Origin of the sequence: Streptomyces sp. NPDC001068 (assembly GCF_042897315.1) — a bacterium.
In the GTDB taxonomy this organism is placed as follows: domain Bacteria; phylum Actinomycetota; class Actinomycetes; order Streptomycetales; family Streptomycetaceae; genus Streptomyces.
The window spans coordinates 406,243-420,064 of sequence record NZ_JBIAYD010000009.1 but is presented as its reverse complement, the minus strand read 5'-3'; the positions used below and the strand labels follow the sequence as shown (position 1 = coordinate 420,064).

General features: G+C 76.2%; 6 protein-coding genes. All 6 read right to left on the bottom strand.

The window, feature by feature from the left end:
* Positions 1-8 precede the first annotated feature (8 nt).
* Positions 9-830, bottom strand: coding sequence for a LuxR C-terminal-related transcriptional regulator (locus ACFY3I_RS26475; RefSeq protein ID WP_390863246.1), 822 nt, complete (start codon positions 828-830; stop codon positions 9-11).
* Between the two features lie 165 nt (positions 831-995).
* Entirely contained in the window at positions 996-2,891 is a 1,896-nt protein-coding gene (locus ACFY3I_RS26470) for a hypothetical protein (RefSeq protein WP_390863244.1), read from the bottom strand.
* Positions 2,888-6,415 (bottom strand): DUF5682 family protein, encoded by a 3,528-nt coding sequence (locus ACFY3I_RS26465; RefSeq protein WP_390863242.1) that lies wholly within the window; start codon positions 6,413-6,415, stop codon positions 2,888-2,890. Before ACFY3I_RS26465 ends, ACFY3I_RS26470 begins: the two co-directional genes overlap by 4 nt.
* Before the next feature lie 4 nt (positions 6,416-6,419).
* Complete coding sequence (locus tag ACFY3I_RS26460; RefSeq protein WP_390863240.1) at positions 6,420-7,583, bottom strand: AAA family ATPase; 1,164 nt, start codon at positions 7,581-7,583, stop codon at positions 6,420-6,422.
* A gap of 34 nt (positions 7,584-7,617) precedes the next feature.
* Positions 7,618-12,582: a hypothetical protein gene (locus ACFY3I_RS26455; RefSeq protein ID WP_390863238.1), complete on the bottom strand. Its 4,965-nt coding sequence runs from the start codon at positions 12,580-12,582 to the stop codon at positions 7,618-7,620.
* Positions 12,579-13,433 (bottom strand): DUF4132 domain-containing protein, encoded by an 855-nt coding sequence (locus ACFY3I_RS26450; RefSeq protein WP_390863236.1) that lies wholly within the window; start codon positions 13,431-13,433, stop codon positions 12,579-12,581. Before ACFY3I_RS26450 ends, ACFY3I_RS26455 begins: the two co-directional genes overlap by 4 nt.
* Between the last annotated feature and the right edge of the window lie 389 nt (positions 13,434-13,822).

Below are 13,822 nucleotides of genomic sequence, written 5' to 3'. Positions count from 1 at the left end.
ACGCGATTTCACGGTCGCCGCACGGCCGCCGTCCCGTCCGGATCCGGCGTCGCCGGTGACCGCACCAGACCCAGGCGCTGAGCCTTCAGGACCGTGCCGAGCCGGTCGCGGGTGCCGAGCTTGCGGTAGATGTTCTCGATGTGCTTGTGCACCGTGCGGGCCGAGATGCCGAGCCGCCGGCCGATCGCGTCCGCCGTCAGGGCGTCGGTGAGCAGGAGCAGCACGGTGAGTTCCCGAGGTGTCAGCGCGCACTCCGCCGCCCGCTCCCGCGGCTCGCCGGCCGGCACGGCCGATTCGCGCCACTGCTCCAGCAGTCGGCGCTGCTGCTCCACGGCGGCCAGTACCGGCTGGGCGCGTTCGGCGGTCCGCAGGTGGTCATCGGTGAAGTCCGGGCCGGAGCGGTAGACGAGGCAGCCGGTGATCGGCGCGACCGTCCCCGGCAGCGGGAGCGCCAGGACCTGATCCAGATCCAGGGCCCGGCCGATGACCCGTGCCGTCTCACTCGCCGGCCAGGACCCGCCCGCCAGCCGGCGGGCCGTGACCGGGACACGGCCGGGGCCCGCAGCGTAGTGACGGGCGAACGGGTAGCCCGAGCGGAGGACGCCCAGCTCCCGCGGGCCGAGCCGGTCCAACTCGGCCGCGGCGGCCGCCGACATGCCGAGCGTGCCCTCGCCCTCGTTCCAGTCGTCCAGCTTGTAGATCAGCGTCTCGCCGCCGCACAGTCCGGTCAGCGTGTCGGCGAGCAGGGGCCACAGCCGCTCCGGCTCGCGCTCGTGCAACGCGGCCACCGCCAGTCCGGTGAGGCGTTCGTAGGCCCTCTCCAGCCCCAATAACACGTCTTCCTCTCCGCCACACCCGTACGCAGTTGTACGCATACCCATGCGACGGCCCGTTGTCGCATGCTTCAACCGGGCACCGGGACCGGTCTGGACGACCCCGGACGCGCGGGCCGCCGGCACGGGGGAGCGGCGGCCCGCGTCCGGTCGCCGGCCCGGTCACCCGCCCCAGGCCGCGGCACACAGCGCGCGATCGACCTCGTCCACGTAACGTGCCGCGGTCAGCCAGGCCCGGGCGAACCGGCCCGTGTCCGCCGGCAGCAGGCGGCCGAAGGCGTCGCGCGAGCGTTCCGCCGCGGCCGCGAGCAACTCGTCGAGGATATCGCCGGCCGTGGCGAGACCGTACCGGCGCAGCCGGCCGGTGTCCCCGGCCGGGTTCCCCGGGAAGGCGAGCACACGCCGGCCGCCCGAGGCCGCCTGCTCGACCCGGCGGCGCAGCAGGTGCATCGGCGCCTCCTCGGCCGTGTCCACGGCGGAGGCGGGCGACGGAGCCGGCAGGTCCGCGTGCTGCAGCCGGTCCAGGCCCAGGTCGACACGGCTCCCGGCGAGCGTCGGGTGCTCGGTGGCGAGCAGCAGCGCGCGGGGATGCGGCGCCGCCACCAGACGCACCACCACGCGCAGCGGACGGCCCCGGGCGGCCGACAGCAACCGGAGGTTGTCCCGGTACGGCAGCGCCGGATGATCGTGCGCCACCGTCAGCCGCAGCGGCAGGCCGGCACAGTCGGCCAGCAGCACGTCCCCCGCCGCCTCACGCGCCACGCCGGTCGGCGTGACCTCCAGGAACAGCAGATCGTGGCCACCGCCCAGGGCGCGCGCGACCTGCTCGGCCACCGGCGCCCCCCACAGCCGGTCCAGCGGATCGTCCCGCCAGTCCACGCCGGACGCGCGTACCGCCCGCACCGCCGCGCCCGCCCCCAGCCGCCCGGTCGGCGACACCGTCGCCCCGGAGACCGCGAGACCCGCCCGCGCCAGCTCGCGGTGGCTCAGCGCCGTGTCGCCGATGCGTACGGCCCGGTCGGCGGCGCCCGTCGCCCGGCCCGCGCCGCCCGGGGCCACGTCCGAGACCGTGTACAGCCGGCCGTCGGCGTCGGCGGTCCAGGTGACGGCACCCGCGTAGCCGCTCGCGGTCAGCACCGGCTCGGAGAACAGGCCGAACAACCGCAGCGAACCGTCCGGGGTGTACGGCTGCCGCACGGTGCCGCGCAGTCCGGTCAGCTCCGGACCGGCCGCGGACGGCACGCGGTGTGCCACGAACAGGGTCTCCGTGAGGGCGGACACCAGGTCGGCGAGGCGGAACGCCCCGTCGGCCGCGCGGGCCGCCCGCAACGCGGTGACCACGGAGACCACCGCTGTGGCCGCCCGGGGGAGCCCGGCGAGGCGCGCGGCGTGCGCGGCCCGCAGCAGCTCGGCCTGGAGCACGGCACCGGAACCGTCCGTACCGGCGTCGAGCACGGCCGCCGCGGCGACGAGAACCCCTTCGGCGGCGGTCCGTTGAGAAGGCGTCGCGGATTCCCCGGGGTCGGGGGCCGGGGTCCTCGGGCCGGTCGAGGCGGGGGCCGCCTTGCCTGCCCACCCGGAACCGCCGGCCCCCGCCGCTTCCCCGGCCACGGTGACCCCGCGTGCCGCACCGTCCGCGTCCGCGTCCCGTGCCGCGCCGCCCGCGTCCGCGTCCCGTGCTGCTTCGTCCGCGCCGGCCCTCGGTGCCGGTCCGGCCGGATCCGTCACCGGATCCGTCACCGGATCCGTCACCGGATCCGTCACCGGATCCGCCACCGGGGCCGCCGAGGCCGCCGCCGCGCGATGCAGGCAGTCCGGAGCCAGCAGGCAGCCGCAGCGCACGGCCGCCGCGTCGGCCACGACGCCGTCGGTGGCGCGCAGTTCGAGCTCCGAGCCCTCGTCGTCGACGGTGATGCGAACCGTGTCGCCGTCCCGGACCGACGGGCGTTCCGCCAGCTTGGCGATGCCCGCGTCCAGCCGCTTGCGCAGCCTGGGCGTGAGCGCGGCGACCAGCTCGGCCGTCACCGCCGGTGCGACGGCTGGCAGTTCGAGACTCATGCGATCTTCTCCCCTACCCAGCGGGCGAGTTCGAGGGGGCTGAGAGCGGCGACCGGCATCCCGGCGGCCACCAGCTGTCCGGCGATCCCGGTGGAGTACCGGGGACGTCCCGAGTCGTCCAGACTCGCGCAGCCCAGCACCTGGCAGCCCGCGCCGACCAGGGACCTGACCTCGGCGAGCAGCCCGCCCACCGGGTAGCCCTCCTCGAAGTCGCTGACCACGACGACAAGCGTCCGGGACGGCACCGTCACCAGCTCCCGCGCGTGCCGCAGCCCGGCCGCGATGTGGGTACCACCCCCCACCCTGACCTCCAGCAGCAGCGACAGCGGGTCCTCGACATGGTCGGTGAGGTCGATGACCTCGGTGGAGAACGCCAGGAAGTGCGTGGACAGCGTCGGCACACCGGCCAGCACCGAGGCCGTGAGCGCCGCCCACACGGTCGACGCCTCCATCGACCCCGACACGTCGGTGACCAGGACCAGCCGCCAGTCGGCGGCGCGCCGGGCCCGGCTGCGGAAGACCGGACGCTCCGGGATCACCTGGACCGTGCCGTCCGCCGACCGGCGGGCGGTCGCCAGGTTGGCCCGCAGCGTGCGGGGCAGGTCCAGGCCGCCGCCCGGACGCCTGCTGGGCCGCGGCAGCGTGGTGCCGTGCAACGCGGGGCGCAGCCGCGTGGCCAGCTCACGGGTCAGCGCGTCGACCAGGCGCCGTACCAGCGGGCGGAGCGCGGCCAGCCGGGCCTCCGGCAGTCCGCCCGCGTGCCGCAGCACCGAGCGCAGCAGGTCCACCGAAGGGCGCACACTGTCCGGGTCCAGCTCGGCCAGCACGTCCTGGCGGCCGGTCGCGGCGGCCGCCGCCAGCACCTCCTCCCGGACGCCCGGTCCGAACAGCGCGGCCAGTTCCTCCGACCACTCCCGCACCCCGGGGTACGACGCCTCACGTCCGCCGCCGGTCCCGCCGCCGAGGTCGCCCCGGCTGCCCTCGCCGCGCCCGCTGCCGTACAACTCGTCCAGCGCGGTCGCCAGAGCTTCCGCCCGACCGGGGAGCCGCTCCGTGCGTCGGCCGAGCAGCAGGCGCCAGCGGTCGGCGGGGGCCAGCCGGTGGTCCGTCGGGAGGGCGGCGGCGATGGCGGTCGCGGGCTCGGCCCGTCCCCGGGGCGGCGGCGACAGGCCGAGTGCGCTCAGGGCTTCACGGGCGGCGAGGTCCGCGCGGGTCCAGGTGGCCAGCGCGGCGGGGTCGAGGTCACCGGTGTCGGCCACCCGGTCGGTGCCCAGACGCTCCTCGACCCCGGCCAGCAGACGACCCCGGTCCGCCGGGCTCAGCGTGTCGAAGCCGCCGCGCAGCGCCGGCAGCCGGTCGAGGAAGTCACGGTCGGACAGCTCCGACACCCGTCCGACCAGCGGCTCCAGGGCCGGAGCGGCCGCCTCCAGCAACCGTGCGGCGGCCGTCAACAGCCCTGTCAGCCGGGCCGTGAGCGCGGTCCGGGACTCCGCGTCGACCGCCCCGTCCACCCAGGAGGCGACCCGGCGTCCGAGGTCCCGCGGGTCCTCCTGGCCGAGCAGGACCCGCACCGCCCCGGCCGCACCCCGCATCAACGGGGACCCGTCGGCGGCCAGCCGCGCCAGCGCGTCGGTGAGCCGGATCCCGCCCAGCAGGTCCGCACGATGGGCGAGTTCGAGCAGGGCGTGGGCGTCGGCGGGGTCCTCGGAGCCGGTGAGGCCGTCCACCTGGCGCACCGCGGCGGCGGTCAGCAGTTCGGCCACGGCGACCGTCCGCTCCGCGCGCTCCCCGTCCGCGTCGAGACCGGCGACATGACCGGCCCGCAGTTGGTCCAGCAGCGCCAGCCCGCCGAGGAGTTCGGGCAGGGTGCCGGTGTCCGGGAGCACGGCGGCGGTGTCGCCGAGCCGCTCGTCCACCAGACCGGGCAGACCGCAGTGGGCCGCCTGCTCCAGCCCGTCGAGCACCTGTGCCGCCGTGGGACCGCCGGCCTCCCGCTCCCGGCGTCTCCGCTCGCGCAGCAGGCCTTCGGCCGCCTGAACGAGGGTGACCCCGCGGACCCCGGCCGCCGAGAGCATCGCGGCGGTGGCCGGGGTCCAGCGCACCTCCCAGCGCGAGGTGAGGGCGTCGGCACCGCCGGTACCGGTCACCTGCCGCTGCTCGCCGTAGGGCACCGAGCACAACGCCAGGCGCCGCAGCAGCAGTTCACGGCGCCGGTCGAGAGCCGAGCGCAGGGGGTCGAGCCGCAGGTCCCGGGCGGGGCCGCGATCCGCCGGGCCGGGCAGGCCGAGCGCCGCGAGGTCGGCCTCCACGGCGGGGGCGAGACCGCACCGGGGGGCCCGCGGCGCGGGATTCCCGACGCGGTTGCCGACCAGCACGCTCTCCATCGCCCGGGCGACGGCACGGCCGCGGCCGTAGGGCTCGCCCTGGGCCAGCACGGTCTGGGTGGCCTCGACCAGTTCACCCCGGCCCGCCGCGGGCAGACCGCGCAGACGGGCCAGATCACCGGCCAGCCGGGTGATCTCCCTGGCGTCGGCCGGACCCGAGGGGTGGCCCTGGCCGCGGAGTTCGGCGCAGATGCCGACGGCCGCTCGGGTCAACGCGTCCTCCAGGGCCGCGGGATCGCCCGCCGCCTCCAGGACCATGTGCTGCCAATCCGGGTCGCGGATGCCGGCCGGGTAACCGGAACGCTCGTCCAGGAGGGCGTACGTGTAGGGGATGAGCGAGGTCGTCCACGCGGGTGCGGGTGCGGGTGCGGGTGCGGGTGGGGGTGCGGGTGTGGATGTGGATGCGGGCTTCTGGGGGCCGGCCGCGTCCGCGTCGCGGCGGCCGTGCGGCACAGGCGGCGGGGTGCTCGAACCGGCAACCAGAGCCGGTGTGTGGAAGGCACCCACCACCACGGCGGCCCGCTCGCCGCCGGCCGTCGCCTCCGCCAACCGCAGACGCATCCATTCCTCCCGCCGCAGGTCCACCTCCGGGACGGCCGACTCCTCCCGCAGGGCCCACCCCGTCAGCAGCGCCGCCCGCCGCACCGCCTCCGGGGTCGAACCGGGCGCGGCCGCCTCGACCAGCCGGTCCCAGAGGTCGTCGCCCGGTCGCCCGGTGAGCCGCGAACGCAGGGCGCCCGACAGCCGGCCCGGCCCCTGCGCCGCACGTTCCCCCTCCCGCCACCCCCGGTGCGCCAGCGGCAGGTCGCAGGCGACCACCGGCACCGCACCCCGGGCGGCCCACCGCACCGCCGCCAGCTCCGGGGAGAACTCCGCGAACGGATAGAACGCCGGACCGGCGCCACCGTCGGCAGGCGCCGCCGCGAGGGCCACCGGCGCGCGGGTGTCCTCATGGGCCAGCCACGGCAGCCACTCCTGCAGCTCGGCCGGGAGTTCGACGAGCAGGACGTCCGGCTCGGCCGCGTCCAGCAGCGCGGGCACCGCCGCCGCCAGGGACGGCGCGTGGTGCCGCACACCGATCAGGTACGGCCCGGCCGGGTCGGTGAGGGCCGCGAGGGCCGCCTCGGGGGAGTCGGTCACGTCGTCACGCCTCCAGGACCGTGCGCAGGTCCCACAGCGTCCGCCAGGTCGCCGAGCCCTGTTCGGCCCTCCGCCGCACCGGGCCGTCCCAGTAGCCGCGCAGCCGGGCCGCGTCGGCGGGATCGTCCTTGCGCACGACCCCCAGGAGGTGACCCGGGAGCAGGCCGAGGACGTCGCGGTCCCCGGGGAAGTAGGCCGCGGCCAGGGCCAGCGCGCCCGCCACCGACACCGCCTCCGCCGTGCTCATCACCGTGGACGGGCGTTCCACCTCCCAGCCCTCCGCCGACCGCCCCTCCCGCAGATCACGGAACGCGGTGACCAGCGCCTCCAGCACCGCGTCGTCGACCTGGAAGGGAGCCCCGGCCCGCTCCACCGACGCCCGCGCCTGGCCGCGCACCAGCGCCGTCTCGGCGTCCAGGTCCGGAATCGGGCCCACGGTCTCGAAGTTGAACCGGCGCTTGAGCGCGGCGGACATCTCCGAGACGCCCCTGTCCCGCAGGTTGGCGGTGGCGATGAGCGTGAAGCCGGGCGCCGCGTGCGCCAACGCGTCCTCGGTGCCCGCCAGTTCGGGAACCGCGATGCGCCGCTCCGACAGCAGTGACACCAGGGAGTCCTGGACCTCGGGCAGACAGCGGGTCACCTCCTCCACCCGGGCGACCGCGCCCCGGGACATCGCGGTGAGCACCGGCGAGGGCACGAGCGCCTGCCTGCTGGGACCCTGAGCCAGCAACAGTGCGTAGTTCCAGCCGTACTTGAGCTGGTCCTCGGTCGTACCCGCCGTGCCCTGCACGACCAGTCCGCTGGTACCGCACACGGCGGCCGACAGCAGCTCGGACAGCATCGACTTGGCGGTGCCCGGCTCGCCGACCAGCAGGAGGCCCCGCTCACCCGCGAGCGTCACCACACAGCGCTCGACCAGGGCCCGGTCGCCGACGAACTTGCCCTCCACGACCAGCCGGCGCGGCACCCCCGCGGGCACCTCGGCATCGTCGGGCAGCCGCAGGGCCTGCCCGCCGCTGCCCATGACGAAGGTGACGACGGCACGGGGCGTGAGCCGCCAGGCGGGCGGTCGCGGCCCGGCGTCGTACGCGGCGAGGAAGGACAGTTCGGTGGCGTACCGGTCCTCGGGCGGCACGATCTGACGGAGTGGAGCGGTGTCGGCGGTCATCGGTGGTCGTCCTTCGCGATGGTGCGGATCGTGGTCATCGGCGGCGGCCCGCCCGGGTGGCCCGGGTGGTCAGCTGCTCGTACGCCGGCCCGTCGCCGGCCCGCACCCGCTCCCAGGCTCGGGCGAACAGCTCCGGTACCGGGACCAGGGGCAGGGTGCGGGCGCCGTCGGAGACCGGGTAGAGCGCCTCCTTCCAGGTCTCCAGCGGCAGGGCATGGGCCTTGAGGTCGCGCCAGCCGCCGGGCAGGAAGAGGGTCCGGCCGGCGCGCGGGCGCTTGGCCTCGACGACCAGGCCGCTCGCCGCCAGTTCGCCGCGCGCCCTCTTCGCGCGGGCGGGCTTCCAGCCGGTCCAGCGCGCGCAGTTGCGGTCGGTCGGGTCGGGCAGCGCCAGCAACTGGAGGTAGAGCGCCGAGGCGTCCGCGCCCAGACCATGGGCCGAGGAGACCTCGGCGACCAGCCCGGGCACGCTGACCGTCGGGTCCTGGGCATAACCCGCGGACCCCTCGGCCGCGAGGGCGCGGGCGAGGTCGTCGCCGAGGATCGTCCGCACGGAACGCAGCGAGCCCGCACGCCCCTCGCCGACCAGGCCCTCCAGGAGCCCGAAGACCGGGTCGTCGGCTCCGCTCAGCGTGGCCGTCCGGACCAGCACGCGCTCCGTGTCCGAGTACCAGGGGCGCAGCACCAGCGTGTCACCGGCCCGGGTCAGCCCGTCGGCGTCGGCGCCGCCGGACGCGGGCAGACCGAAGATCTCCCGCAGCCGGACCGAGGTCGCGCCGCCCTTCTCCGTCCACTCCAGGCCCAGTTGCAGCAGCAGTTCGGGGTCGGAGAGGCGGCGGCGCAGCGCGGTGTGCCCGTCCGTCAGCCCGGCCCGCAGCGGATGCCCGTACGGCAGCAGGTACGCGAGCGCCGCCAGGCTCTCCACGGCGCCGGCCAGTGCGTACGCGCTGGGCACCGCCGACGGGTCGGCGGGTGCGAGGTCGCCGTCCTTGTCGGGCCGGAGCACCGTGGTGCGGGCGAGCCAGGGGGTCCGCCCGGGGTTGAGCACCGCCTCGGCATGACCGGCGCCCATGCCGGCGAGGTCGGCGCTGAGATCCTCCGGGAGGCGCAGCAGGGTGCCGAGGCGGTCGGCCCAGACCCTGGACGCGGCCGCCGTGTCGGGGCCCCGCGTCCACAGCACGGCCGGGTCGTCCGGCAGCAGCGCGCCGAGCAGCGCCCGCTGCTCGTCCGGGGCCAGGCCGTTCAGCAGGCCGCCGCCGAAGGCGCGCTGACGAGGCTTCAGACCGATGGTGGCGAGGCCCTCCGCACCGGGTGCCTGCGGGTGTCCGGCCAGCAGCACCGTGGCCTGGAGCGGACCGAGCGCTCCGTGCGTCGCGGCCACCAGTTCCTCGACGGCCTCCGGCCGCCAGGGAGCGGCGCCCTTCTCCCGGACCAGCCGGGTCAGCGCCGCGAGCCGGTCCGCCGGGACGCCGGTGGCATGCCGGGTCTCGCGGACCAGCGTGAAGTGCCCCACGGCGGCGAACACCCCGGTCGGATCGTGGTCCAGGGCCAGCCACTCGACCTGGCCGTGCCGGGCGTCCACGCTCTGGCAGCCGAGGATCACCACCGTCCGGCCGTCCCGGCGCAGCACCTGCCCCGCCCGCTGCTGCTTGTCGTGCGGTTCGCTCAGCACCACCTCGCGCAGCGTGGACCCGAGGCCGGGGAGCGGTCCCTCGGCGAGCGCCTCGAACAGGAGCAGCAGCGGCTCCCGCTGGACGTCGGTGAGGGCCGGCGACGCGGCGCGGTAGGCGAGCGGCCGCAGGGCGCCGAGGACGGGCGGCCAGATCGCGCCGACGCCGGGAATGGTGTGCTCGTCGCTCAGCCAGCCGTCCGCCACCGCGGAGAGGTGCTCGCGAACCGGCAGCGGCCTGCCGTCGGCGGGCCTGCCGGACAGCACGTGGTTCACCGAGCGGATCTGGCGCAGCGCGGCCCAGCCGGTCTGCCACGCGTTCTGCAGGGACACGATTCCGGCGACGCCGTCGTGCAGGGCACGGTCCACGCCGTGCTCGGGGGAGTAGTCGGCGAACATCCCCTCGGTCCGCTGCCGGGGCTGCCGGGGCCGGTCATCCGCGGGCTCGGCCAGGGACGCGGCCGACTCGGCGACCCGCAGCGCCGCCCGGACCAGCGAGGCCACCCCGGTCAGCAGCCGCCGGTCGGTCAGTGCGGGCAGCGACCCCGCCACCGCGGCCACGGCGACCTCGTCCACGGCCGGCACCGCAGCCCTGGCCCGCTCGTCCTCACCGGCCCTGGCCAGCGCCTCCTTGCGTTCGTCCAACGCCTTGGCCGCGGCCCGCATCAGCGCACCGGCCGCCTCGTCGGTGAGGGCGCGCAGCACACCCGACCCCTGTACGTCGCGAGGGCGCAGGGCGTGCCAGAACGCGACCGGCGGCACCAGCCGGGTGCCGGCCGCGTAGGCACCGCCGGACTCGCCGAAGGAGACCCGCCCGAGCTCGGTGCCGTCGTCGGCGTGCAGGGCGACGCTCTGGTACGTCTGCGCGGCGATCGGCTCGGCTCCGCCCGGCAGCCGCAGTGGGCCGAGCGGCACTCCCGGGGCCCGGCGGTCGCGGGCCGCCCGCAAGGTCGCCGTCCGCCCGTCCGGCGTACCCGCGACGGTCCGCCTTCCGGCGCCGTCGTCCTCCGTGCGCACCCAGCGGCCCAGGACCGTGCCGTCGGTGCCGAACGGGCTGTGCTCGAGGCCGGGCTGCAGCGGCAGCACCTCGCAGGAGTCGTGCAGCAGGGCGGCGTCCTCGCGGACGGCCGACGCCAGCAGCGCCGGCAGCGAGGCACGTCCGTGCTCACCGGTCGCCGGGTCGTACTCCAGCCACACCGACTGACGCCCCTGCCTGCCCTGACGCCAGTACGTGGTGCCGTCGCCCAGCACCGGCCGGCTCGCCGGCAGGACCGTGTCACCGGCGTGCAGGGTGCGCCCTCCCGTGGCCCGGCCGCCACCGGGCAGCGGGACCGACGCGTTGGCCGCGTCCATGCCGGACCACCAGCCGGGCACCTGCTCACCGCCGAGCGGGAAGACGTCGGAGGGGCGGTTCGACCAGTAGCCGTACTGCTTCGAGCCGTTCCGCCACAGCACCAGCAACTCGCCGTCGGCGTACCGGAACCGGGGCCGCTGCCAGCGGTCCAGATCCGTCGGCAGCCGCAGGTCGTGCGTGAGCAGCAAACCCTCGGGGCCGACCACGACCGCCTTGTGACCGCGCGCCAGGATCAGCGCGGGCCAGGCCTCGGTCACCGACAGCGCGTTGTCGCGGTCCTTGCGCACCTCGGAGTCGAGCTGTGCCAGCGCGTCCTCCAGCGCGGGCCAGCCCAGTTCGTCCAGGATCCCGGCGCGGAGCGTGCGGCCGAGGACCGGCACGACGTCGTACGCGGTGAGCCGCCGGACCGCCGGCGCGCTCTCCCGCAGCACCGCCCGGAAGGGGCGCAGCCGCTGCAGCCTCGCCTCGGCGCCGGGCAGACCGGATGCGGCGGCGAACTCCGTCGTGGCCTCCCGCAGCCACTCGCGCAGCACTTCACCGAGGACCGGATGCGCCGCCACCCGGGGGAGGTCCGCGGGAAGCCGGCCGCTTCCGAGCCCTTCGACGGCCTCGAACAGCAGGGTCCGGTAGCGGGGTTCGGCCGCCAGCGCCTTGAGCTCCCGCTGCCCCGGCCGCTCGTCGCCCAGCCAGATGCCCAGCGGCAGATGGACCTGCGTGTCCGCGTCGGGCACGGCTAGCGCGACGCCCTCCGCCACGCACAGGTCCAGCAGATCGAGATCGGCCCCGGCCTGCCAGCGTCCGGTGAACAGGTCCACGGGCCGACCGGACGCCCGCAGCGCGGACGCCATCCGCTCGACCAGGGCCAGCGTCGCGGGGGAGCGGTGGGAGTACGCGGCGCCGTGCTTGCGGTGCTGGGCCCAGCGGCTCAGCCAGTCCGCCGGATCCACGCCGTGCCCGGCCGCACCGCCGCCGTCGCCGGTGAGCAGCAGATCCGCCCCGCACTCGGCGAGCAGTGCCAGCCAGAACTCGTCGTCCGCCACCTGCCGGCCCAGCCCGGCCGGCATGATCTCCAGCAGCCGGACCCGGATCTCGGGCCGGGAGTCCGCGAGGACCGGCAGCACGTCGCGGTAGGCGTTCCAGAAGGAGGCCGGAGCCCGCACGGCGGCGGGGGAGGCGAGCAGGTCGGCGACGAGGGCGCACTCCTCGGCGCGCCGGTCGAGACCCGCCGCCCTGATCAGACCCCGCGCGTCCTGCGGCAGGGAGGCGTACGGGGGCATCCCGGCCGCGCAGCGCTCCACCGTCAGCTGCCGGAACTGCGCCCAGGCGACGGCGGGTTCGAGCCGCCTGGCGAGATCCCTCACGTACTCCTTGAGCGCCTTGACGGTGAGCGCCCCGGCGAACGCGAACTCCAGGAACACCGCACGCTGCCGCTCCTCGTCCACGGCCAGCGCGTGCACCCGCTCCGCCTCGCGGGCCTTGCCGAAGAAGGCCGCCGCATAAGTGGTGTTCTCCTGCTGGAGGAAGACCCGCGCGGCCTGTTCGTAGAAGGTCGGCAGGAAGTGCGGGACGGCCCGGCCGAGCCGCTCGCCCAGTGCCTCGAAGCCCTCCTTCGCGTTGCCCGGCTTGGACTTGGCCTGCCGCGCCAGCCGCTCGACGTCCTTGACCAGGGCGAGGGCGTGATGGCCGTTGGCCGGGTCGTGCACCAGCGCCCAGGCGGGGAAGCCCAGGGTCTCCCGGCGGACCTGACCGACCTCGGGCGCCACGGGCTGCCGGGCGAGACCGAGGAACTCCAGGGCCAGGTCCTCGGCCTCGCCGAGGGTGCCCGGCACCAGACGCACCACGGGGCGGTCGTCCAGCGCGGGGTGGGCGTAGGTGCGGGCGGTCAGGACGTCGGCGTCCTCGCCCTGTGCGGCGCCCGACGGCAGGATCGCCCCGGCGTCCAGCAGCGCGGCCGTGGTGGTGTCGTCGTAGGTGGTCATGCCGCCCGCTCCTCGTCCTCGATGTCCCGCCCGGCGTACAGTGCCGCCGCCATCCGCATGCCCTCCGACCAGGCGACCGGGCCGACCTGACCGAGCTTCAGCGCGCGGCCCGCCGGGTCGGTCCACACGAGCGGGCCGGTCTCGGTCTCGTAGTACGCGTCGAAGTCGCCGACCCACACCCGGGCCTCGATCCCGCGGCCCTCCTCCAGCACGGAGCACACCGCGTGCCCGCCGCGCACCCGGTACCCCAACTGCGTGGCCCTGCCGTGCAGGAAGCGCAGCTCCTTGAAGACGCCGCCCGCGTACTCCTCGACCTGGGCGGCGTCCGCGTCCAGGTCGGCCGGACGGTGCCAGACCTCGCGGAAGAGCTGCCCGGCCTTCTGCTCGACGCCCAGCTCGACGGCGAACTCCCGCAGCTCCTCCAGGTCTTCAAGGAGCACCGGATGCGGCAGCCGGACCAGGTCGGGGGCGATGCGCACGGTGTCGCCGTCGAGATCCACCAGGCCGAGCCCGCGTTCGGTGTCGGCGTCCCGCAGGAAGCCGGCGACCTCGCCGTCGGCGCCGGTGACCACCACGTCGCGCAGGGCCGCCTGCCAGGACGGGTCCGGCCAGACACGGGTGAGGACCTCCAGCGGCACCGGCAGCGACCGGGTCATCCACCGCTCCACGTCGGCCAGGCACTGCCGTTCGTGGCGCTCCAGCCATTCGGCGAGCTGCCGCAGTCCCACCACCGTCGGGTCGTCCGCCAGCTTCGGGGGCACGGACTTCAGCCGCCGCCCCGCCGCGTTGCGGCAGACCACCTTCCCAGCGTCCAGGGCCACTTCGTAGTCCCCGGCCGTCACCCACCCCATGCGTGCCTCCCCGCACCGCAGTGATCAAGTGATGGCGACTGTAGGCGAGACCACTGACAACGCCCTCCGCGGCCGACGGAGACGGTGGAAAAGCACGGCGCGTCGCAGGTGGGAAGGGGGCCGCGCCCGACCGCGCACGGCCGTACGGGGAGGAACGGAGCCACGGGGAAAGGGAGACGCGGGGGTGCCCGTGGGCACGGGAACGCATGCGGACACGCGGGCACGGAGACGTACGGCGGGGCGCGGGCGCACGGCGGGATACGGGGTCGTACGGGCAGACGGGGACGCACGGGTCCGCGGGTCCGGAGACGATCGGCGGGGCACGGGACGCACGGCGGGGCGCGGGGACGCACGCGGAGACGGAGACGGAGACGCACGGGTGCCCGCGG